A 20,926-nucleotide genomic window follows, 5' to 3' on the forward strand; every position below is an offset into this window, starting at 1 on the left:
CCGGGCCCGTTGGTCTTACACGCGAATCAGATCAGCCCAGGCTGAAGGGCTGGCCCCACAGGGTGACCCAGCTGATCACGTTGTCGGTCTCGACCTCGACGCTCACGAAGGAGCGCGCCTGCGCGTAACCCGCGCAGCCGCTCAGGCCGATGGTCTCGTCGGACCAGGTGACCGAACCGTCAGTGCCCTGGAACTTGTTGCGGACCTTGTGGGTTTCCTTGCCGAAGTCGTCGGCCATTTCCTCGTCGAGGACGTAGAACGACTTGGCCTGGCCGGGGCCCAGGGTCAGGTTGGCACCGGTGCCGCCGCTGGCGGACGGGGTGGCGTTACCCGAGTTGTCCCAGCTGACACCGCCACTGGCATTGCCGTTGACGTTGCCGCCATCGATGGTGACCTGGCAGCCGACCACGTAGCCCGGGAAGATCTTGCCGCCGGCGGCGGTGGTGTCACCGGAGATGTGCACCTGCGCCGAGGCCGAGACCCAGGCGTTGCGGTGCACGGGGGTGGCACCCATCGACGGGCTGATGGTGGCGGACTCTCCGACCAGCTTCACCGTGACAACGGTTCCGTCGGAAAGGGTTTGGGTGATTTCGCCGCCCGGCAGCGGCACGAAGGTGTCGGCGTTGGCCGCACCGGTGGAGAACAGGCCAAGAGCGGCGGTTGCGACGGCACCGACACCGGCAGCCCGCGCCACGGTCTTACGGATGTTCATTTCTGATTGTCCCTCAGGGTTTGATTTCGCTTACGCGAGAAAGGATTTGGCGGGCGGAGACCACTCAGCCGATGCTGAACGGCTGACCGTAGAGCGTGGTCTTGGAGTAGTTGTCGCCGATGATCTCGACGACCGTGTACGCACGCGCCTGGGCATAGCCCGCGCAACCCTGAATCTGAATCTCGGCGTCCCGGTACTCGACCGAGTAGGTGCCCGCCTTGGGGACATCCTTCGAGTCGATCTGGACGAACATCACCTGGCCGGGGCCGAGGTTGACGCCGATCGAGCCGCCGAGGCCCGCGCTGTTCAGGCTGACGCTGCCGGAGATACCGGCCGAGATCGCGTCCTGACCGATGGAGACCTGGCAGCCGACGATGTAGCCGGTGTTGATCTGCGAAATCCCGTGCGTGGACGAGTTGTTCGTGCCAGCGCCATTGACCGGGCCGTTGTTCGGGCCCGCGGTGCCTTCCGGCGTATCGGTGATCACCGCGGAGGCGGCGCCGCTCACCCACACCACACGGCCGGCACCGTTGGCAGCGAGCGACGGCGACACGATGGCGTGTTCGCCCGTACGGGTGATCGTGACGGTACCCGCCGGGTTCACCTTCTGGCCGTCCGGCAACGGCACGAAGGTGTCGGCATTAGCGGCACCAGTGGACATAAGGCCGATGGCCACGGCCGCGGCCGCGCCGATGCCCGCAAAACGGGCCGCGGTGCGCAGACCGTGGGTGCGGTTCTCGCTCATACTTCCCCTCATCAGGTTCTTGCGGTCAACCTCGACCACCGAGGTTGAATTGGGACCCTTGCGGAATCCCCAGTGGAGTTTGCCGCCACATTGTTGCCACCGTGTTACTGCTTTCAAAGTGCATTTGTGTAGCGACGCAGGGCACTTTACATCACCGCTGTGAGCTTTGAGACGTGAGCGAACGAGATCGCCTACTGCTCCGCACAAACCCGCAGGTATGTCGAGAATGCTATGAATAGCAAAAGGGGCCCGGTGCGAATCGCACCGGGCCCCTTCGATATCCGCTGAGCGGAAACTGGATCAGCCGAGACTGAAGGGCTGACCCCACAGCGTGTAGGAGGTGATCACGTTGTCGGTCTCGACCTGGACCGCCACGAACGAGCGGGCCTGGGCGTAGCCGCCGCAGCCGTTCAGGCCGATGGTCTCGTCCGACCAGGTCACCGAACCCGAGTCACCCTTGAACTTGTTGCGCACGAAGTGCGCCTCGCTGCCGAAGTCGTCGGCGGCTTCCTGATCGAGGATGTAGAAGGCCTTCGACTGGCCGGGGCCCAGGGTCAGGTTGCCGCCGCCGGACAGACCGGTGCCGGACTTGCTGACCGAGACCTGATCACCGAAATCGACACCGCCGGTGGCACCGCCGTTGGCGCCACCGCCGGAGATGTTGACCTGGCAGCCCACCACGTAGCCGGGCACGATCTTGCCACCGGCATTGCCGTTGGTGCCCGACAGCTGGACCCGCGCGGAGCCCGAGACCCAGGCGTTGCGGTGCAGCGGGGTGGAACCCATGGACGGGTTGATGTTGGCCGACTCGCCGGTCATGGTGATGGTCACGACGGTGCCGTCGTCCATGGTCTCGGTGATGGAACCGCCGGGCAGCGGCACGAAGGTGTCGGCGTTGGCCGCGCCGGTCGAGAACAGGCCCAGGGCGGCGGTGGCGACGGCGCCGATCCCGGCGGCCCGCGCCATGGTCTTGCGAACGTTCATGATTTTCCCTCTAGGGTCGAAATCGCTTACGCGAGAAATGAATTGGTGACCGAACGTCAGCCGAGGCTGAACGGCTGCCCGTAGAGGGTGGTCTTGGAGTAGTTGTCGCCGATGACCTCGACGACGGTGTAGGCGCGCGCCTGGGCGTAGCCCGCGCAGCCCTGCACGTCGACCGGCACATCGCGGTAGTCGATGGAGTAGGTGCCGGACTTCGGGATGTCCTTGGAGTTGACCTGAACGAAGGTCACCTGGCCCGGGCCGAGGTTCAGGCCGACCGAGCCACCGGCGTTCGCGCCGGAGAGGTTCACGCCGCCGGAGACGCCCGCGGAGATCGCGGAGTCGGAGATGTTGACCTGGCAGCCGATGATGTAACCGGTGTTGATCTGCGAGGTGCCGTGGGTCGAGGAGTTGTTCGAACCGGGGCCGTTCTTCGGGCCGTTGTTCGGGCCGACGGTGCCGTCCGGGGTGTCCACGGTGGCGACGACCTTGCCCGAGAGCCAGGCGGTGCGGCCCGCGCCGTTCGCCGACAGCGACGGCGAGATGACGGCGTGCTCGCCGAGACGATCGATGGTGACGCCCGGTCCGGCCTTGTGGCCATCCGGCAGCGGCACGAAGGTGTCGGCGTTGGCCGCGCCGGTGGACATCAGGCCCAAGGCCACGGAAGCCGCCGCGCCCACACCCGCAATACGGGCGGCGCGACGCAAACCGGCAGTCCGGTTCTCGCTCATGTTTCCCTCATCAGTTTTTCTGCGGACAACCCCGACCACCGGGGCTGAAGCGGTCACTACGGCACGGCAGTCCCACCTCGAGCAACGTTCAAGCACGCTACTCAAACTCGGTGGAGCCGTAGTTTTGTTGACCCGATGGAGACCTTAACCACAGCAGCTACTCGATGGCAACAAATTCATAAACAAGACGTCAAGAACTACAGCCGTGTAAGTAGCAATTCTCTAGCGAATGCCAATGTCAGTGCGCGAATGGGCATGCGGCAGCGCCGACATATTGCCGGTGAGGAATGTATCGAGCAGGTGACTCGGCCGCTGTGCGGCAAGGTGACTCAGCCGCTCTGGGGCAAGGTGACTCAGCCGTGATGCGGCGGGACCTGGGAGCGCAGCCAATCATCGGAGGATCGGCCGGATTCGGGTTCGGGAGTGCGCTCGTCCGTGGTAGTGGACGGCAGCTCGTCACCGAACACGCGAGCGAGGCGGGCTCGCTCGGCGGGGGTCAAACGACGAGACCCCGCCCGGCGCTGCGCCGGACGGGGTTTCTCCGCGGAACCTGACGGCTCGGCGGGATCAGAACTTTCGGCGTCGGTCATTCCGACAGACCGGACAACTCATCGATCACTCGGCTGGCCAGCGGGCCCAGGGTGGCCATGCCGTCGCGGATGGCGGCGCGCGAACCGGGCAGGTTCACCACCAGCGTGCTGCCCGAGACCCCGGCCAGCCCGCGGGACAGGCCCGCGTCCAGCGAACCCGAGGCCAGACCGGAGGAACGCAGTGCCTCGGAAATGCCGGGCAGCACCCGGTCCAGCACCTCCTCGGTGGCCTCCGGGGTCACGTCGCGCGGCGACATGCCGGTGCCGCCGACCGAGATGACCAGGTCGACGCCGCCGATCACGGCGGTATTGAGCGCATTACGGATCTCCACCTCGTCGGCGGCCACCGATACCGAGGCGTCCACCAGGAATCCGGCCTCGGTGAGTAGTTCGGTGACCAGCGGACCCAGCGAGTCCACCCCGCCGTGGGCGGTTCGGTCGTCGACGACCACGACAAGAGCACGGCCCGCCACTGCGGAATCGATTTCCATGGTGCTCACCGTAGCGTCCTTGTCCGACAACAGCTCCCATCCCCCGTCCGCTGTGACACGGATCGTCGGTACCGCTTCGCGGCCCGCCCGCGCGTGTGTGGTGCCGCGAATCATCATCGGCCGCCCTCCGAGGTCGCCTCGCCGAGGGTCACCTCGACGGTCTTGGGGTTCTTGCCCTGGTCGTCGGTGTAGGTCACCTTGACCTTGTCGCCGGGCCGGTGCGAGCGCACCGCGGCGATCAGCGAATTGCCCGAATCCACGATCTGGTCATCGAGTTTGGTGATGATCGAGCCCTTCGGGATGCCCGCCTTCGCGGCCGGGCCGTCGGGCGACACGTCGAGCACGCGCGCGCCGTTCGCGTCGTCCTGGCCCTTCACGGTGATGCCGATCTGGGCGTAGGTCGCCTTGCCGTTCTTGATCAGCTCGTCGGCCACCCGGCGCGCGGTGTCCACCGGAATGGCGAAGCCCAGGCCGATGGAACCGCTCTGCGCGCCCGCCGATTCGGCGGTGCCCATGGTGGCGATGGCGGTATTGATGCCGATCAGCTTGCCGTCCATATCGACCAGCGCGCCGCCGGAGTTGCCCGGGTTGATGGCCGCGTCGGTCTGGATGGCGTCGATGACGGTGCCCACCGAGCCCGCCTCGCCGCTGGTCGAGACCGGGCGGTTCAGCGAGGACACGATGCCGCTGGTGACCGTGCCCGCCAGGCCGAGTGGCGAACCGACGGCCACCACGCCCTGGCCCACCGCCAGATTGGCGGACGAGCCCAGTTCGATCGGCTTGAGATCGGTCTTGCCGCTGACCCGGATGACCGCGATGTCCGAGATCGGATCCGCGCCCACCACGGTCGCCGGGGAGGTCGAGCCGTCATTGAAGGCCACGGTCAGTTTCGCGCCCTGACCCGCGCCGCTGACCACGTGATTATTGGTGAGGATGAGGCCGTCCGAGGACAGGATCACGCCGGAGCCCTCGCCCTCGGCGCGCGTGCCCTGCACCTGGATCATGACCACGCTCGGCAGCACCTTCTGCGCCACGGCCTGCACCGATCCCGCCGGTGCTGGCTCGGCCTTGCCCTTGCCGACGGGCTGATCCAGCGCATTGGTCGCCACGGGGGTGTTGTTGTTGTGATCGACCAGCGCGACCACACCGCCGCCGACGCCGCCGCTGAGCAGCGCCAGCACGATCGCGCCCGCGACCAGACCGGTCCTGCCGGAGCGCTTGGGCGCGGGCTGGGCACCGTAGGGCTGCCCAGGCTGGCCCGGCTGGCCCGGAATCACCTGTGTCGGATGCTGTCCCGTCGCGTACCCGGCCCCCGACGCCGCGTACGCCTGGCCGTAGGCACCGGTGGGGAACTGCTGGGTGCCGACCGGGATCTCCTCGGTCTGCTGGCGACCCGCGCTGTACTGCTCCGAATAGGGCTGTGCGCCACCGAAAGCCGTGCCGTACGGGCCCGGGACACCACCGGGCGCACCATGGGGACCGCCCTGAGCGCCGTAGGCCGCGCCGGGCAGGATCTGGGTGGCCGGATCGGGCGAACCCGAACCCGGTTGTCCCGCAACGCCGTAACCCGGCGCGCCCGGGCCGCCGTGGGCCGGAGTCGAACCCGCGGGCGGAGCACCGGCGGGAGGCTGTGGGGTACCGGCCGCCTCGGGATCGCCCTGCGCCTGCGCGGCACCGGCGGAAAAGTCCTGTGCCGCACCGAATCCCGGGGCGGGTTGGGATCCGGCCGCGGCCGCCTTGGCCGGATCGGAGAAGCCGTCGAAGGGCTGGGCGGGCTGGGCCCCGGCCTCGGGCGCGGGAGCGCCGGACGGGTCACGCTGGGGCAGGCCCGACGCGGTGGCTCGAGGCGAATCCGCGGTGGCTCGAGGCGAATCCGCGGTGGCTCGAGGCGAATCGTCGGCAGGCGCGTCGGGCGCGACGAAGGGCTGGTCTCCTCCGGTCGCGGGCGGGTTCGGCTGGGCAGGCTGGCCCTCGGGCTGGGTGCCCCGCTGGTTCGAATCCTCGGTCATTTCTCGTTTCTCCTCGAGTCTCGTCGCCAAGCCTGGCGGGAACGACTGAGAGTGGACTGAGACCGTGCTTGCTTTTCGCCGAGCTTTCAGTTGTCCGCCACCACGGATTGCGGTTCACAGCGCCGCCGCAGGCGGTGGTGCGCCTTCTCCAGGCAGCACGATACGGATCAAAGCGCCGCCGCGGTCGGAAGTATCGATGTTGATGGTGCCGCCGTGTTTGGTCACCACCTGCTTCACGATGGCCAGGCCCAGCCCGGAGCCGGGCATGGAGCGCGAGGCGGTGGTGCGGTAGAAGCGCTCGAACACCAATTCGCGTTCGGCGGGCGGAATGCCCGGTCCGGCGTCGTCCACCACGAACTCCAGCAGCCCGCGCCCGTTCTCGCGCATGGTGACGAAGACCTTCGCGCCCTCCGGACTCCATTTGGCCGCGTTGTCGAGCACATTGAGCAGCGCGCGCTCGAGTCCGGGTTCGTCGCCGTAGACGAACCAGGGCCGCAGGGTGGCGTCGAACTCGATTCCGGTGCGCCGCCGCCGGACCCGTTCGAGCGCGCGTTCGGCCACGTCGCCGAGATCGATCTGCTCGTAGACGGTTTCGGGCGCGTCCTCGCGGGCCAGATCGACCAGATCGCCCACCAGCGTGGACAACTCCTCGATCTGGGCCATCACGTCGGAGCGCAGTTCGGCCATGTCCTCGTCGGGGATGCGGGGCGCGCCCGGCCGCGAGGAGGCGATGAGCAGTTCCATATTGGTGCGCAAGGAGGTCAGTGGCGTCTTGAGCTCGTGACCGGCGTCGGCCACCAATCGGCGCTGGCGTTCCCGGGATTCGCCCAGCGCCCGCAGCATGGTGTTGAAACTCTCGGTGAGCCGGGCGAGTTCGTCGTCGCCGGTGACCGGGATCGGGGTCAGGTCGTCGGTGCGGGCAATGCGCTCGGTGGCGGCGGTGAGGCGGGCGATGGGCCGCAAACCGGTGCGGCCCACCGTGGTTCCGGCCGCGGCCGCCACGATGACCCCGCAGCCGCCGACCACGAACAGCAGCCAGGCCAGCCGGTCGAGCACCTCCTTGGTGGGTTGCAGCCGCTGCGAGACCACCAGGGTGGACCCGGAGTGGGTGCGCCGGGCCAACACCCGCTGATCGTCGACGGTGCGCAGCGAGAAGCCGATCTCGCCGCGGGCCACCGCGCGCTCGTTGTTGCCGATGGGCGGAATCGTGGTCTGCGGCGGCACGTATTGCGACTGGTCCGGGAAGACCAGCGCCACACCGACATCGCTGGAGTACAGCCCGGCGAACACCAGCGACTGGAAGCCCAGGCTGTCGAGATTGTTGTCGATCATCACCGAGGCCCGGGCCCGCAGCTGCGAATCCACGTCCGCGTACAGCGAGCGCGCCACCATGGCGTAGGCGGCGATGGAGGTGAAGGCGACGGCCACGGCCACCACCGAGGCGGCCAGCAGCGTGACCCGCCAGCGCAGCGAGACCGATCGGGTCAACGGCATCGGCGGCCGCAGTTCGACGGCCTCCGTTCGTGCGGACCCCAGTCCGGCGACCACCGGGCGCCGGGGAACGGTTCTACCCACGAGCACGGCTCCTACGGCGGGGTCTCGCGCAGCACGTAGCCGACGCCGCGCACGGTGTGGATGAGACGCGCTTCGCCGTCGGCCTCGGTTTTGCGGCGCAGGTAGCCGATGTACACCTCGAGCGCGTTGCCGGAGGTGGGGAAGTCGTAGCCCCACACCTCCTCGAGAATGCGGCTGCGGGTGAGCACGCGGCGCGGATTGGCCATGAGCATTTCCAGCAGCGAGAACTCGGTGCGGGTGAGGCTGATCTGGCGGTCCCCGCGGGTGACCTCGCGGGTGACGGGATCGAGCGAGAGGTCGGCGAAGGTCATGGCCTCCGAGCCCAGGTCCGCGGCATCGCCGGACGCGGTGCGGCGCAGCAGCGCGCGCAGCCGGGCCAGCAGTTCCTCGAGCGCGAAGGGCTTGGGTAGGTAGTCGTCGGCGCCCGCGTCGAGCCCGGCCACGCGCTCGGAGACCGAATCCCGTGCGGTGAGTACCAGAATCGGCAGATCGTCGCCTGTGCTGCGCAGGCGGCGGCAGACCTCGAGGCCGTCCAGGCGCGGCATCATCACGTCGAGCACGAGGGCGTCGGGTCGCTGACTGGCGGTCTTCTCCAAGGCGTCCAGACCGTCGACGGCGAGGTCGACGGTGTACCCGTTGAAGGTCAGCGAGCGACGGAGCGATTCACGGACCGCCCGGTCGTCGTCGACTACCAGAATGCGCATGGCAACCAGTCTGCCCACACCGACTGAGAGGTCACTGAGAAGGGCGACTTCGACACGCCGGGCGGGTCGGGCAGGTGACCTGCGACTTTCGCGAAGATCCGCCCCGCAGTGGTTGCGATGTCACCCAAATTCTCGCGAAATGCGTTGCGGCAACGCCGCATTCGAAAACTAAACCATCAAGTCGCCCGAATTGCCGTTACTCAGCTCACGCGGTATGTTGCAGGCCGTAAAAGAAGACCTCTAGTTGGTTCCGCGCGGGTTCGACCCCAAAGCCGTACAACCGCATACGTACCCGGGGGTCAATCGTGAAAGCGGAGGCGACGGAAGCGGGATGGAAGCAGCACCCCGGTCCTGGCAATTCAGCCTGTCCAACTGGCCCGTTACCCGCAAGGTCGGGATCGTGCTGGTGCTCCCGGTGCTCCTCGCCGCGACGTTCGCGGTACTGCGCATCAACAGCGAATTGCAGACCATTTCGAAACTGAGCGCGGCGACGGACCAGATGGACGTCCTGCACTCCACCGTCCAATTCATCACCTCCACCAATGAACTCGCGGTCGCCGCGATCACCGGCGGCAATCAGGATGTCGACCCCGCGCTCGACGCCGCCACCGCCAAGTTCGATCAGGTCACGGCGGCCCTCGAGACCACCATCAAGACCTCCAACGCCGACCCCGCCGTCGTCAAGGAACTGGGCACCTCCATGGCGGTGGCCAAAACGATGCGCAACAGCCTGCGCACCAGCTCGCCCCAGACCATCGGCGATCAGGCGGACGAGGTGCAGACCCGGATCCAGACCGCGCTGTCCAACTCCATCACCGTGGGTGACCTCCGGGTGCAGCAGTCCTTCCTGCAGTTCGGCGCCGCGCTCACCGCGTCGCGGCTGCTCACCCAGGAGCGCGTCATGCTGGCGGTGCCGGGCGCGGGCAACAACCCGGCCCTGCGCACCAAGCTGCTCACCGCCATCGGCGCCGAGATCACCATGATCGAGGTGTACCGCGGCCTGGTGCCCGACGCGGCGCAGAACGCCAACGTGCTCAAGGACAATGCCGGTGCCCGCGTCGGCATCCTCATGCAGAACGTGCCCGACCCGGGCAGCCTGCCCGCCATGCAGGATTCGCTGCGCACCAGCGCCGACGCCTACGGCAAAGAGATCACCACCGTCGCGGACTCCATGGACCACAAGCTGTCCCAGCTCACCACCGAGGCCCGCAACAACGTCCTGCGCGACACCTCCATCGTGATCGGCATGCTGCTGGCCGGTCTGGCGCTGGCACTGGTGGTGGCCCGCTCGCTGGTCGTCCCGGTGCGACGCCTGCGGCGAGATGCCTTGCAGGTGGCCCACATCGACCTGCCCCAGGAGCTCGAGGTGGTGCGCGCCGGTGGCGCGACCCCGGAGATCACCCCGGTCGACGTGCACACCACCGAGGAGATCGGGCAGCTCGCCCGCGCCGTCGACGACATCCACTCCCAGGCGCTGCACCTGGCCGCCGAACAGGCGCGACTGCGCCTGCAGATCGGCAACATGTTCGAGACCCTTTCCCGCCGTAGCCAATCCCTCGTGGAGCAGCAGCTGGGCCTGATCGAGGAGCTCGAGCGCGACGAGGACGACTCCGAGCGCCTGCAGTCGCTGTTCCGCCTCGACCACCTCGCCACCCGCATGCGCCGCAATGGCGACAACCTGCTGGTGCTGGCCGGAACCGCGCTGCGCCGTGGCCATCTCGCGCCGGTGCCGCTGTCGGACATGCTGTGGTCCTCGGTCTCGCAGGTGGAGGACTACCAGCGCGTCGAGATCGGCACCGTACCCGACGGCATCGTCGCCGGTGAACCGGCCGTCGACATCGAGCACCTGTTGGCCGAGCTGATCGACAACGCGCTGCGCTACTCCCCGCCCACCACGCCGGTGGCGGTGTCGGTGGCGCGCGCGGTGGACGGCGGCTACCTGATCGAGATCACCGACCGCGGCCTGGGCATGAACGCCGAGGACCTGCAGGGCATCAACGACCGCCTGGCCTCCGGTGGCGAGGTCAATGTCGAGACCGCCCGCCGCATGGGTCTTTTCGTGGTCGGCCGCCTGGCCAAGCGGCACAACATCACCGTGAGCCTGCGCCGCACCTCGGCCATGGTGCAGCAGCCGGGCATCACCGCCAGCGTGCACCTGCCGGGCAGTCTGGTCTCGCCCGCGCCCGAGCGCGGCGGCGACCCGACCGGGCAGTACCCGGTCGGGACGGCGCTGCCGGTGCCGCCCGGCACGCTGGCCTCGGGCCCGATTCCCATGCCCACGGGCGCGAATTCGCTGGCCACCGGGCCGAATCCCTTGGTCACCGGGCCGGTTGGCGTGCCGTCGGGCCCGGCCTCGGCGCCGCAGCCGGTGATCGCGCCCCCGCACCTGACGCCGGTGCCGAACCTGACCGAGCCCGCCGCGGCCACCACCACCGGACGCTTCACCACCAGTTCCGGTCTGCCGCAGCGCAAGCCGAATCTGGACTCCGGTGAGCAGCCCGCGGTGCCGGTCGCCTTCCGCGGTGAGGCGCAACCGCTGCCGGATCGCTTCTCGGACGGCTTCACCGACGCGTTCGCCGAACCGGACGAGGCCCGCGCCTACGGCGTGACCGCGCTGCGCCCGGAATCCGAGCGTCCCGAACCCCGGCCCGCCCCGGCCCAGATGGACTTCTGGGGCGAGGCCCGCACGCCGGAGGGCGAGAACGAGGTGCCCGAGCCGGTCACCCCGATCACCGGGAACGGCGTCTACAAAGCCGAGGCCGAGAGCGCCGGAACCTCGTTCGGCAACGGCTACAGCGCCTTCGGTACCGGTGAGCATCCGGTCGCCCGCCCCACCGACAACGGCTATGTGGTCGGTAACCAGGGGTACGGTCCCGGAAGCCAAGACAGTCGAGAGCTTCGCGGCAACGAGGCCGCACCCGCCGCGCCGCGGCCGAGCGCCCCGCAGCCCGGACTGCGTCCGGTGGGCGGGGCCCCGACCCCGATCTATCAGCGCATGGTCTCCGAGTGGCTGGTGGAACCGGCCGCCGGGGAACAGGATGGCGCGGCATGGTCGTCGAATTCGGACGCTGGCTGGGCCGCGGCCGAGGAGGCGGCCAACCCGATCACCAGTAGCCGCACCCAGGGCGGGCTGCCGATCCGGCAGCCCGGAGCCCAGCTGGTGCCCGGCGCCGTCGCCCAGGAGGACGACGGCGAAGGCCGCAATCCGGAAGAGATCCGCAACAGCCTCTCCAGGCATCTCAGCGGTGTCCGCTCCGGGCGGGCCGACTCCCAGTACAACGACGGAGGGCATGCATGACCGACACCCAGCGCACCACCACCGATGAGAATCTGAACTGGTTGGTCACCCGCTTCACCCGGGAGGTTCCGGGCGTCTCGCACGCCGTGCTGGTCTCCGCCGATGGCCTGCTGCAGGCCACCAGCCCGCACCTGCCGCCCGATCGCGGTGAGCAGCTGGCCGCGGTGACGGCCGGTCTGGCCAGCCTGTCCGCCGGTGCCGCACAGCTTTTCGAGGGCGGCAAGGTGATGCAGTCCATCGTCGAGATGCAGCGCGGCTACCTGCTGGTCATGAGCGTGGGCAATGGCTCGCACCTGGCGGTGCTGGCCAACAAGCAGCACGACATCGGCCGGATCGGCTACGAGATGGCCCTACTGGTCGACCGGGTCGGGTCCGTGGTCTCGGCCACCGCCCGCACTGCCTAGATGAGCCGCCCATGACCAATCCCCTTGGCGGTGGCGGTAACCGGCCACCGACCACACGAGTTCGTCCCTACGCGCTGACCTCGGGCCGCACCGAGCCCGCGGTCGACCTGCCGCTCGAGGCGGTCGTCGAAACCCTGTCCTATACCGCCCATTTCGACTGGCCCGCCGGTGACGTGCGCACCGAGATCCTGCGGCTGGGCACCGCGCGGCTCTCGGTCGCCGAGATCGCCGCGCACCTGGGGCGGCCGCTGGGCATGATCCGGGTCGTCATCGGCGATCTGGTGGTGGCCGGAACCCTGCGCGTGCATTCGACTTTGAGCGATCAGGCGACCTTCGACGAGCGGCGCTCCCTGATGGAGAGGACCCTGCATGGGCTCCGGGCCCTTTGACGGCGGCGGGTACCCGGGCGGTGCGCAGGGCGGCCCGGCGTACACCACCGGGCAGGTCCCCGCGTACACCACCGGGCAGTTCGCCAACCCGACCCTGCCGTTCCCGCCGCGCCCGGGCGAGGAGGCCCGCACCGCCTCGACCAAGATCGTCGTGGCGGGCGGATTCGGCGCGGGCAAGACCACCTTCGTGGGCGCGGTCTCGGAGATCGTGCCGCTGCGCACCGAGGCCATGGTGACCGGCTACTCGGACGGGGTCGACGACCTCGCCGCCACACCGGGCAAGGAAACCACCACGGTGGCCATGGATTTCGGGCGCATCATCCTGCCCGGCAATCTGGTGCTGTACCTGTTCGGCACGCCCGGACAGCGGCGGTTCTGGTTCATGTGGGACGACCTCATCAAGGGCGCCATCGGCGCGGTGGTGCTGGTCGACACCCGCCGCATCGAGGACAGCTTCGCGGCCGTCGACTTCTTCGAGGCCAAGTCGCTGCCATTCCTGATCGCGGTCAACCGCTTCCCGGACGCGCCCCGCTTCCCGGTCACCGAACTGCGAGAGGCGCTCAGCGTCCGCGAGGGCGTGCCGATCGTGGACATCGACGCGCGCGACCCGGCCGAGGTGCGCCGGGCGCTGGCCGCCGTCACCGAGTACGCGATCGAAAGGCTGATGACCGCGCAACGCGAAAACGCCGGGCGCGGTTAGAGGGAACCGAATGATCTATTTCTCGATGGGCTACTGGGTCATCGCGCTGGCGCTGATCGTGTCCTTCGCGGGGGCGGCGTGCGGGCTGGCCTGCATCCGTCAGTCCACCAAGTCGGTGACCCAGCGCTTCCGGCTGGTGTGGCTGTTCGTGGCCGCCGTGTCCATCGGCGGTGTGGGCGTGGCCATGCCGATCTTCGTGTCGATGCTGGGCTTCGACGTGAAGGGCAGCCCGCTGCGCTACGAGACCACCTCCATCACGCTGTTCTCGGTGCTGTCCGCGGTGACCGTGCTGGTGGCCCTGCTCATCAACGGCAAGCGCCTGGTCTGGTGGCGGCTGCTGGTCGCGGCGGGCGTCATGGCCTTCGGCCTCGGTGACGTACACCAGTTGCTGCTCAGCGCGATTCGCATCCAGGGCAGCGTGGACCGCAGCCTGGTGTCCTCCGTCGCGGTGTACGTCATCGCGTTCGTGCTCTCGGCGCTGACGCTGTGGTTCAGCCTCTGGGTGGGCTCGGTGCCGATGGTGCTGGCCGGTGCGCTGGTGTACGCGATCCTGGTGACCGGCATGCACTATACCGGATTGACCGGGCTGCAGGTGCACGTGGATCCGTCCGAGCCGGTGCCGCACGGGAATGTGCTGTTCACCTTCTTCGTGCCGTTCTTCATCATCGGCACGCTCTCCCTGGCGGTTCCGATCACGGCAATCCTGGTCGCGCCGGACCGGCGTGAGGCGCGGCGGCCGGAGTCGGATCGAGCAGACCGAACAGTTCTCCCTGCGGCGCGGCCATGATGGCCATGCGGCCGAACGGCCCGTCGGTGGCCGACATGAGCACGGTCGCACCCAATTCCACCGCCCGCGCGATGCCGGTGTCGATGTCCTCGAACTGGAACCAGGTCAGCCAGTAGGGCACCTCGGCGGCCACGCCATTGACGCTGTCGTCGTTGATGCCGCCCACCGCCTCGGTCCCGCCGGGCGGGGTGAAGGTGGCGTAGCGCATGGTCTCGTCGTCGAATTCGGTGAAGGTGAAGCCGAAGACGTCGCCGTAGAAGGTCTTGGCGGCGTCGAAATCGCCGGTGTGCAAGTCGTTCCAGACGTACGCGCCGTGCTCGTTGAACACCGCCGCGCCGTCGTGCGCCCGCGCCTCCCAGACCGCGAAGGGCGCGCCCGAGGCGTCGGCGGCCACGAACATGCGGCCGAATTCCATGACGTCGAAGGCGGGTACGAGCAGTCGGCCCCCGGCCGCGGTCACCTGCTCGGCGGCCCGGTCGGCATCGGTCACCGCGAAGTACGTGGTCCACACCGAGGGCACCCCGGCCTCCGGTTTGGGCCCGATGCCCGCGACGGCCTGCCCGTCGCGCAGTGCCATGAGATAACCCGCGTCGTCCCCGCTGCCCTGGACATCCCAGTCGAACAGCGCCGCGTAGAACTCACCGGCCTTGGCCGGATCGTCGACCTGGCAGTCGACCCAGCACGGTGTGCCCGGGGGCCACGCCTCCTTGCGTACAGGCATCGGTCATCGCTCCATTTCTGAAATATCAGTGACGCAGCTCACAAATTGCCCTCCAGTCAACCACTCTCGATCACTCACCGCGATGGTTCTGTGCGCGGCGCGAGCGCGGGGATGCGGAGCGCACCTTCGCGCGGGCAAATCGGGCAGAGCGCCACGCTCGGCACGGTTCGCGAATTACAGTGAGAGGCATGCGTTTCGGGCTGGACTACGCCGCGGGTCGGCCCGCCCCGAGTGCCATCACCGCGGCGGGCTACGACTTCGTGGTGCGCTATCTGTCCGAGGGCGGCCCCACGCTTCCGGGCAAACTACTCACTCCCGCCGAAGCGGACGACCTGCGCGCACACGGCATTTCGATCGTTTCCAACTGGGAGACCACCGCCGCGCGCATGCTCGACGGCTACGGCGCGGGCGTCACCGACGCGCACGCGGCGCTGGCGCAGGTGCTGCGCTGCGGCGGGCGGGCGGATCGACCGGTCTACTTCTCGGCCGATTTCGACGCCACCCCGCAGCAGCAGGTACCCATCGACGCCTACCTCGACGGCGCGGCCAGCGTGCTCGGCCGCGCGAATGTCGGTATCTACGGCGGATATTGGCCGGTGAGCCGGGCGCTGGACAGCGGGTCGGCCACCTGGGCGTGGCAGACGGTGGCCTGGTCGGGCGGGAATGTGGATCCGCGCGTCGCGATCTTCCAGACGGGCGAACAGGTGACGGTCGACGGGGTGCGCTGCGATGTGAACCAAACCGACCGAGCCGATTTCGGCCAATGGGATGTGGAAACGGAGGAACCGGACTTGACACCCGAGCAGGACCAAATTTTGCGCGATATCCAGACCCAGCTACGCGGCCCCGGCCTCGGCGGCTGGCCACAGTTGGGCACCGATGCCCAGGGCCGCGACCGGACCGTCGTCGACGGGCTGGCCGCGGCGCTCGCCCGGATCGACGAGCTGCGCACCGAGATCAGCGATCTGGAGGCCACGACCGCCGAACTCGAGCACGAGGTGGCCCGGCTGTCCGGACAGCACCGGTGGCCCTTCCCCTTCTCGCTGGTGGAGGGTCCGGCCACGGTGGTCGCCGACCAGTTGGCAAAGCTCGAGCAGTTGCTGCCCGGCGTGCCGCTGCCGGGCTGGGGTGTCGGCCCGAACGGCAATTCGACCAAATCGGCCGAGAGTGGACAAGCTCCGGCGACGCACGCCTCGAATACCGCATCCGACAGCTGAATTGAGTGATTTGTCGGAATTTCTTCGGCACTCGCGCGGCGCCCGATAATCGGTCGAGAACTGGGGAAACAGTCGCTGAACTGGGCGAGAACGGCCCTTGAAGTGGCGATGAGCGGGTTCTTCTGTGATCAGAAGAACCCGCCCTCAAGGCACGAGGATACCGCCGCCAGGCTACGAGTTCACAACTTTGGGAAGTCTTTTTCGCACGCCCGAAAGCCGCGGCCGCCCGGTTCACGCCTCGGCAACACTCGAGCAGATCTCTGGTGGGACAGCAACTTCGGGGCTATTGTCGGCCTCGTCCGATCTATTGACCGCGCCGCCCTCGGCGCTGGCCGGTCTCACCGAGAAGCACGACGAGAAACTGCTCGATGCCCTGGGCATCAAAACCATTGCCGATCTTGGAAAGAACAAGTACTTCCGGCTCGCGGCGACCCTGGTCGACCTCGCCGCCAAGGAAGGCTGACCCGACCCGGTGACCGTGGACGCGGTCTGATCGGTCAGAGCTTCCCCGGGTCGATCAGCCCGCGCTCCACCGCCCGCGCGAGTCGGCGCGGCACCTTGTATTCCACTCCCCCGACCTTCACCGGAATCAAATCCGGCGGCGTCGCCTTCCACTGCGAGCGGCGGCTGTGGGTATTGGCCCGCGACATTCTGCGCTTCGGAACGGCCATGGTCAGTTCTCCTTGTCGGTAGTCGAATTGCGGTTTCCGCGAACCCGTTTGCCATAGCGGCGCTCGAACTTCTCCACCCGGCCCGCGGTATCGAGCACGCGCTGATTACCGGTCCAGAACGGATGCGAATCCGAGGTCACGTCGACCACCAGCAGCGGATAGGTATTGCCGTCCTCCCATTCGATGGTGCGATTGGACACCGCGGTCGAACGGGTCAGGAAGCATTTGCCGGTGCTCACGTCCTGGAAGACCACCGGGTGGTAATCGGGATGGATTCCCTGTTTCATCACTTCACCTTTCGTTGTTGCTGCTCGCGCCGTCCCCGGCGACGGGTGTGGATCGGGTTGTGTCGCAGGGCTCTTCGTGCTGATCGCCGAAGGGGTCGGTCCACAGCGCGACGCGCTCGGGCGCGAAACGCACCTGCCGCAGTTCGTCCTCGTCCACCAGGGCCCAGTGCAGCGCGTGGCGGATCTCGTCGGCGTCCGCGTCGGCGACCAGGATCACCAGCGAGGTGTGCCGGTCCCCGAACTCCTCGTGCCAGCGCAGCGACGCCAGCGTGCGGCGCTCCGGATCGACTTCGTCGAGTTCCCGGGATGTCATGGCGGCCAGCCACTTTCCCGCGCCGCCGACCCGCAGTCCGCCACCGGCCGACTCCAGCCACACCACTTCGTCGGGCTGGGTTGCCAGCCACACCCGGCCCTTGGCACTCACCACGCCGTCCAGCAGCACATCGATGGCCGAGTGCAGTCGGTCGGGGTGAAAGGGGCGGTCGGTGGCGAATTCCACCAGTGCCACACCGCAATCCGGCTCCAGCGGCGGTTCACCGGCGAGCAGCGGCGCGTGCGGATCGAACGGCGCGCCGCGGCGGGCGTCGGCCGGTACTCGGCGATGCAGCCAGGCCAGGTCGTCGAGAGCCAGGGCGGCGGGTTCGGCCACCCAGGCGACGGGGGCGCGCGGGGCCAGCCGGGCCAGCACCGCGGCCGTGCGCTCACGGTCGAGCAGATCGGCCCCGCCGTCGAAAGCCACCAGGGCATCGGCGAATTCGACCTGACCGACGGCCAGTTGTGCGATGGTTCGGTCGTCCTCGGCGGTGGCGTGGCCGCGCTCGGCGAGCGTCTCGTCGCCGGTGGCGTCGGCCAGCCAGTCCCGCGCGTCGACACAGGTGACGACGCCGTCGATCCGCACGCTGCGCCCGGCGGGTCCGTCCACCCGGCCCACCACGCCGGTGACCGGCACGTCGGTGATGGCCTGGCACACCGCTTCCGCCTCGAAGGCCGGATCCAGCGCGAGCACGATGCGCCGCACCGAATCCCGCTCGGCCAGCAGGCACAGGTAGGGCAGCAGGTCGGCGCGCAGGGTGCACGAGACGCAGCCGTGCGCGAGTTCCAGCACGGTGACGCTCTCACGTCCGTCGATCCGGACGATGCGCCGCACCACGCCCTGGCGCAGCTCGCTCAGATCGTGGCGGACCACGACCGTTCCGGGCTTGCCGCCCAGCAGGAGGGCGGTCCGTTCGACGCCCTCGGCGGCGCGGCCGGGGAGTCCCGCGAGGACGAGCACTGGCTTGCGTTGGGACGGCACCGGTCCCCCTTTCGACAATGATTTTCAATTACCGGGGACTCAATGTACCTTGGAATAACTTCGTTGTCGAAAACGATTGTCATCAACGTCTACCACCGGAAGGGAGTGCCCATGTCGGCCATCTGCCAGGTCACCGGCCGCAAGCCGGGCTTCGGCAAGTCCGTATCGCACTCGCACAAGCGGACCAACCGGCGCTGGGACCCCAATATCCAGCGCAAGACCTACTACCTGCCCAGCGAGGGACGGCGCATCACGCTGACCGTCTCCACCAAGGGCATCAAGGTCATCGACCGCGACGGCATCGAAGCGGTCGTCGCTCGCTTGCGCGCGGCTGGCGAAAAGATCTGAAAGGACAACCATGGCATCGAAATCGACCGACATTCGGCCCGTCATCAAGCTGAAGTCCACGGCCGGGACCGGCTACACCTACGTCACCCGCAAGAATCGGCGCAACGACCCCGACCGCATGGTGCTCAAGAAGTACGACCCGGTCGTCCGCAAGCACGTCGACTTCCGTGAGGACCGCTGACGTGGCGAAGAAGTCGAAGATCGCGAAAAACGAAGAGCGCAAACTGATCGTGGCCCGCTATGCCGAGCGGCGTGCGGAGCTCAAGGAGATCATCCGCAAGCCGAGCAGCAGCGACGAGGAACGCGCGGCCGCCCAGTCCGCCTTGCAGAAAATGCCCCGGGATGCCAGTCCGGTACGATTGCGCAATCGGGACGCCGCGGACGGACGCCCGCGTGGTCATCTCCGAAAGTTCGGTCTCTCGCGTGTGCGGGTTCGCGCGATGGCCCATCGGGGAGAATTGCCCGGTGTGCACAAATCGAGCTGGTAAGCATCCACGATCCGTGAGTGAGGAACCGCTGACATGGCAGTGAAGCGAGCACCGTCGAAGAAGGTCCGCGCCGAACAGGCCCGCCGCCCCAAGAAGAATCCCCTGATCGCCGCCGGTATCGAGACCGTCGACTACAAGGACGTGAACCTGCTGCGCACGTTCATCTCCGATCGCGGCAAGATCCGCAGCCGCCGGGTCACCGGTCTGACCCCGCAGCAGCAGCGCCAGGTCGCGGTCGCCGTCAAGAACGCGCGCGAGATGGCGCTCCTGCCGTTCACGAGCCGCTAGCTCGCGACCACGCGGGGCGCGAAAACCCCAGAGTTGAAACAACTCTCGTAACTCTCAGGGGCAAAGCCCCTGAAACCCCATCAGGGCAGGGTGAACTACCACCCCCAAACATGAAGCCCCCGAGTGCTTTTGCACTCGGGGGCTTCAATTTCTCGCAATCGCGGCGAAGCCTCGACCTACGGGATGGTCAGGACCTGGCCCGGCTGGATGTTGTCGGGGTTGTCGATGCCGGAGGCATTGGCGATTTCCTGGTAGCGGTTGCCGTCGCCGTAGAAGCGCTCGGCAATGGCCCACAGGGTGTCGCCCGGCTCGACCGTGTAGGTCTGGGCGGCGGGCGGCGGCGGGGGGACATCCTCGACCGCGGCGGCCTGGGTCTGGGCCGGTTCCGGCGCGGGGAGCGGGTTGTCGGTGTTGGTGCCCGAGCTCCACAGGGCGGAACCATCGGTGCCGTACAGCACGACATTGCGGTCGGCCTGAACCACCAGGCGGTCCGCGCTCTTGCCATTGGTCTCGGTGGACCAGGCGGCGCCATCTTCCTTGTAGAGCACGAAGTTGCCGTCGTCTTGCAGGGTGGCCCGGACGACGCCCTGGCCATTGGTGCCGGAAGCCCACTCGACCTTGCCGCTCGGGTCGGACAGCACCAGGTTGCCATCATCTTGCAGAGTCAGGGTGTAGGCACCGCCTTGCAGCGCCTCTCCACGACCGAGTTCTTCGCCGACCTTCAACGAGTCGCCCACGGTGCGTCCTTTCGGGAGGGGGTGATCATGAGATAAGCCGATGGCGCGGAACTGCATTCGCACATCTAGGACAACAGTAGCCATCCGGCCCGGGTCACCGCACTGTTACGCGCCGGTTCTGCGAAGATTTCGGCGTGTCTTCGCCGGAAATTCGCCAGCGGGTCGAATCGGGCCTTCGTAACCGTCCGTACGGTCCGGGGACACTAGGGTGTCAGCCATGTACGGGACCAGGGGACGCCGCCTGATCGCTGCCGCCGCGGCCGCGCTGATCGGGCTCACCATCACCGCGTGCGGCAGTGGCGGAAACGGTGGCGACCAAGCGAAGACGAGCACGGCCACCACCACCAATACACCCACCGAGGCACCCAACGGACAAATCGGGCGCGCCTTCACCGCCAACCCGAATATCGTCAGCCCGCACAGCATCTCCTTCGACAGCTGGACCCGGCTCGCCCCCGACAAGATCGCGGTGAACTTCCAGACCGGCTCCCCCGAGTGCTACGGCGTCGACGCCGCCGTCACCGAGACCTCCGCCAGCGTCACCGTGGATCTGAAGTCCGGCACGCTGCCCGAGGCGGTCGGCAAGATGTGCACCATGATCGCCGTCTTCGGCACCCTGGAGATCCAGCTGAAGGCTCCGCTGGGTGATCGAAAAGTATTGAGCGCCAAATAGACCCGAGACTCCGCAGGATGCCGGAATGACGAGCGGGGCCGGTGCGCTTCTGCGCACCGGCCCCGAAATCGTTACCCCCGAGGGGG

At 68.0% G+C, this 20,926-nt stretch carries 26 protein-coding genes; 13 read left to right on the forward strand and 13 right to left on the reverse strand.

Translation table 11 applies throughout. The annotated features are described in order from the left end of the window. Positions 1–31: 31 nt before the first annotated feature. The 4 genes from VMT40_RS20780 to VMT40_RS20795 all read right to left on the reverse strand — a co-directional run bounded on the left by VMT40_RS20780 (position 32) and on the right by VMT40_RS20795 (position 3,169). The gene (locus VMT40_RS20780; RefSeq protein WP_326360081.1) at positions 32–712 is read right to left on the reverse strand and encodes an MspA family porin; all 681 of its coding nucleotides are present in this window, start codon (positions 710–712) and stop codon (positions 32–34) included. Between the two features lie 64 nt (positions 713–776). Then, on the reverse strand, positions 777–1,457 hold the full coding sequence (locus VMT40_RS20785; protein WP_326360082.1) for an MspA family porin: 681 nt from the start codon (positions 1,455–1,457) through the stop codon (positions 777–779). 300 nt (positions 1,458–1,757) lie between these two features. After that, positions 1,758–2,441: an MspA family porin gene (locus VMT40_RS20790; protein ID WP_326360084.1), complete on the reverse strand. Its 684-nt coding sequence runs from the start codon at positions 2,439–2,441 to the stop codon at positions 1,758–1,760. Between the two features lie 56 nt (positions 2,442–2,497). Continuing rightward, entirely contained in the window at positions 2,498–3,169 is a 672-nt protein-coding gene (locus tag VMT40_RS20795; protein ID WP_326360086.1) for an MspA family porin, read from the reverse strand. A 135-nt stretch (positions 3,170–3,304) separates the two neighbouring features. On the opposite strand from VMT40_RS20795, the gene VMT40_RS20800 reads away from it, so the two are divergent. Then, complete coding sequence (locus VMT40_RS20800; RefSeq protein ID WP_326360087.1) at positions 3,305–3,532, forward strand: hypothetical protein; 228 nt, start codon at positions 3,305–3,307, stop codon at positions 3,530–3,532. A gap of 223 nt (positions 3,533–3,755) precedes the next feature. On the opposite strand, the gene VMT40_RS20805 is transcribed toward VMT40_RS20800, so the two are convergent. The 4 genes from VMT40_RS20805 to VMT40_RS20820 form a co-directional block, all read right to left on the reverse strand. After that, positions 3,756–4,250, reverse strand: a complete 495-nt coding sequence (locus tag VMT40_RS20805) for a MogA/MoaB family molybdenum cofactor biosynthesis protein (RefSeq protein ID WP_326307408.1) — start codon at positions 4,248–4,250, stop codon at positions 3,756–3,758. Between the two features lie 113 nt (positions 4,251–4,363). Continuing rightward, complete coding sequence (locus tag VMT40_RS20810) at positions 4,364–5,764, reverse strand: S1C family serine protease (RefSeq protein WP_442790028.1); 1,401 nt, start codon at positions 5,762–5,764, stop codon at positions 4,364–4,366. Between the two features lie 609 nt (positions 5,765–6,373). Beyond that, complete coding sequence (locus VMT40_RS20815) at positions 6,374–7,753, reverse strand: HAMP domain-containing sensor histidine kinase (protein ID WP_326360281.1); 1,380 nt, start codon at positions 7,751–7,753, stop codon at positions 6,374–6,376. A 92-nt stretch (positions 7,754–7,845) separates the two neighbouring features. Then, the gene (locus VMT40_RS20820; RefSeq protein ID WP_326360088.1) at positions 7,846–8,538 is read right to left on the reverse strand and encodes a response regulator transcription factor; all 693 of its coding nucleotides are present in this window, start codon (positions 8,536–8,538) and stop codon (positions 7,846–7,848) included. 331 nt (positions 8,539–8,869) lie between these two features. On the opposite strand from VMT40_RS20820, the gene VMT40_RS20825 reads away from it, so the two are divergent. The 5 genes from VMT40_RS20825 (at position 8,870) to VMT40_RS20845 (ending at position 14,116) form a co-directional block, all read left to right on the forward strand. After that, the gene (locus tag VMT40_RS20825; protein WP_326360089.1) at positions 8,870–11,836 is read left to right on the forward strand and encodes a sensor histidine kinase; all 2,967 of its coding nucleotides are present in this window, start codon (positions 8,870–8,872) and stop codon (positions 11,834–11,836) included. Continuing rightward, positions 11,833–12,240: a roadblock/LC7 domain-containing protein gene (locus tag VMT40_RS20830; protein WP_326306163.1), complete on the forward strand. Its 408-nt coding sequence runs from the start codon at positions 11,833–11,835 to the stop codon at positions 12,238–12,240. The genes VMT40_RS20825 and VMT40_RS20830 overlap by 4 nt, the downstream gene beginning before the upstream one ends. 11 nt (positions 12,241–12,251) lie before the next feature. Then, positions 12,252–12,629: a DUF742 domain-containing protein gene (locus tag VMT40_RS20835; RefSeq protein WP_326306162.1), complete on the forward strand. Its 378-nt coding sequence runs from the start codon at positions 12,252–12,254 to the stop codon at positions 12,627–12,629. 94 nt (positions 12,630–12,723) lie between these two features. After that, positions 12,724–13,329, forward strand: a complete 606-nt coding sequence (locus VMT40_RS20840) for a GTP-binding protein (protein ID WP_442790029.1) — start codon at positions 12,724–12,726, stop codon at positions 13,327–13,329. Between the two features lie 10 nt (positions 13,330–13,339). Continuing rightward, positions 13,340–14,116 (forward strand): hypothetical protein, encoded by a 777-nt coding sequence (locus tag VMT40_RS20845; protein ID WP_326360091.1) that lies wholly within the window; start codon positions 13,340–13,342, stop codon positions 14,114–14,116. Here VMT40_RS20845 and VMT40_RS20850 read toward each other — a convergent pair. Further along, positions 14,022–14,837 carry a VOC family protein gene (locus VMT40_RS20850; protein WP_326360092.1) on the reverse strand — a complete coding sequence of 272 codons (816 nt, stop codon included), beginning with the start codon at positions 14,835–14,837 and terminating at the stop codon, positions 14,022–14,024. The genes VMT40_RS20845 and VMT40_RS20850 overlap by 95 nt on opposite strands. A gap of 188 nt (positions 14,838–15,025) precedes the next feature. Here VMT40_RS20850 and VMT40_RS20855 point away from each other — a divergent pair, with 188 nt between their 5' ends. Together VMT40_RS20855 and VMT40_RS20860 are read left to right on the forward strand one after the other, a co-directional pair. Then, positions 15,026–16,054 carry a DUF1906 domain-containing protein gene (locus VMT40_RS20855; protein ID WP_326360093.1) on the forward strand — a complete coding sequence of 343 codons (1,029 nt, stop codon included), beginning with the start codon at positions 15,026–15,028 and terminating at the stop codon, positions 16,052–16,054. 286 nt (positions 16,055–16,340) lie between these two features. After that, on the forward strand, positions 16,341–16,517 hold the full coding sequence (locus VMT40_RS20860; protein ID WP_326360094.1) for a hypothetical protein: 177 nt from the start codon (positions 16,341–16,343) through the stop codon (positions 16,515–16,517). 34 nt (positions 16,518–16,551) lie between these two features. Here the strand turns inward: VMT40_RS20860 and rpmF are convergent, their stop codons facing one another. From rpmF to mrf, 3 genes are read right to left on the reverse strand one after another with little or no spacing between them, the layout of a single operon-like run. Beyond that, a complete protein-coding gene (gene rpmF / locus VMT40_RS20865; protein ID WP_326360095.1) occupies positions 16,552–16,725 on the reverse strand; it encodes a 50S ribosomal protein L32 in 174 nt (57 codons plus the stop codon). A gap of 2 nt (positions 16,726–16,727) precedes the next feature. After that, complete coding sequence (locus VMT40_RS20870) at positions 16,728–17,012, reverse strand: type B 50S ribosomal protein L31 (protein ID WP_326360097.1); 285 nt, start codon at positions 17,010–17,012, stop codon at positions 16,728–16,730. A 4-nt stretch (positions 17,013–17,016) separates the two neighbouring features. Continuing rightward, positions 17,017–18,306 carry a ribosome hibernation factor-recruiting GTPase MRF gene (gene mrf, locus VMT40_RS20875; protein ID WP_326360098.1) on the reverse strand — a complete coding sequence of 430 codons (1,290 nt, stop codon included), beginning with the start codon at positions 18,304–18,306 and terminating at the stop codon, positions 17,017–17,019. A 111-nt stretch (positions 18,307–18,417) separates the two neighbouring features. On the opposite strand from mrf, the gene rpmB reads away from it, so the two are divergent. From rpmB to rpsR, 4 genes are read left to right on the forward strand one after another with little or no spacing between them, the layout of a single operon-like run. After that, complete coding sequence (gene rpmB / locus VMT40_RS20880; protein ID WP_326360100.1) at positions 18,418–18,654, forward strand: 50S ribosomal protein L28; 237 nt, start codon at positions 18,418–18,420, stop codon at positions 18,652–18,654. A gap of 10 nt (positions 18,655–18,664) precedes the next feature. Continuing rightward, positions 18,665–18,835 (forward strand): 50S ribosomal protein L33, encoded by a 171-nt coding sequence (gene rpmG / locus VMT40_RS20885; RefSeq protein ID WP_067710392.1) that lies wholly within the window; start codon positions 18,665–18,667, stop codon positions 18,833–18,835. A gap of 1 nt (position 18,836) precedes the next feature. Further along, a complete protein-coding gene (gene rpsN, locus VMT40_RS20890; protein ID WP_326360101.1) occupies positions 18,837–19,142 on the forward strand; it encodes a 30S ribosomal protein S14 in 306 nt (101 codons plus the stop codon). A gap of 33 nt (positions 19,143–19,175) precedes the next feature. Beyond that, positions 19,176–19,430: a 30S ribosomal protein S18 gene (gene rpsR, locus VMT40_RS20895; protein WP_011211513.1), complete on the forward strand. Its 255-nt coding sequence runs from the start codon at positions 19,176–19,178 to the stop codon at positions 19,428–19,430. 176 nt (positions 19,431–19,606) lie between these two features. Here the strand turns inward: rpsR and VMT40_RS20900 are convergent, their stop codons facing one another. Further along, complete coding sequence (locus VMT40_RS20900) at positions 19,607–20,167, reverse strand: LysM peptidoglycan-binding domain-containing protein (RefSeq protein WP_326306151.1); 561 nt, start codon at positions 20,165–20,167, stop codon at positions 19,607–19,609. A gap of 217 nt (positions 20,168–20,384) precedes the next feature. Between VMT40_RS20900 and VMT40_RS20905 the strand changes: the two genes are divergently transcribed. Next, on the forward strand, positions 20,385–20,840 hold the full coding sequence (locus VMT40_RS20905; RefSeq protein WP_326360103.1) for a hypothetical protein: 456 nt from the start codon (positions 20,385–20,387) through the stop codon (positions 20,838–20,840). The last annotated feature ends 86 nt before the right edge of the window (positions 20,841–20,926 follow it).

The organism is Nocardia sp. CDC160 (assembly GCF_035818795.1).
Taxonomy (GTDB): Bacteria; Actinomycetota; Actinomycetes; order Mycobacteriales; family Mycobacteriaceae; genus Nocardia.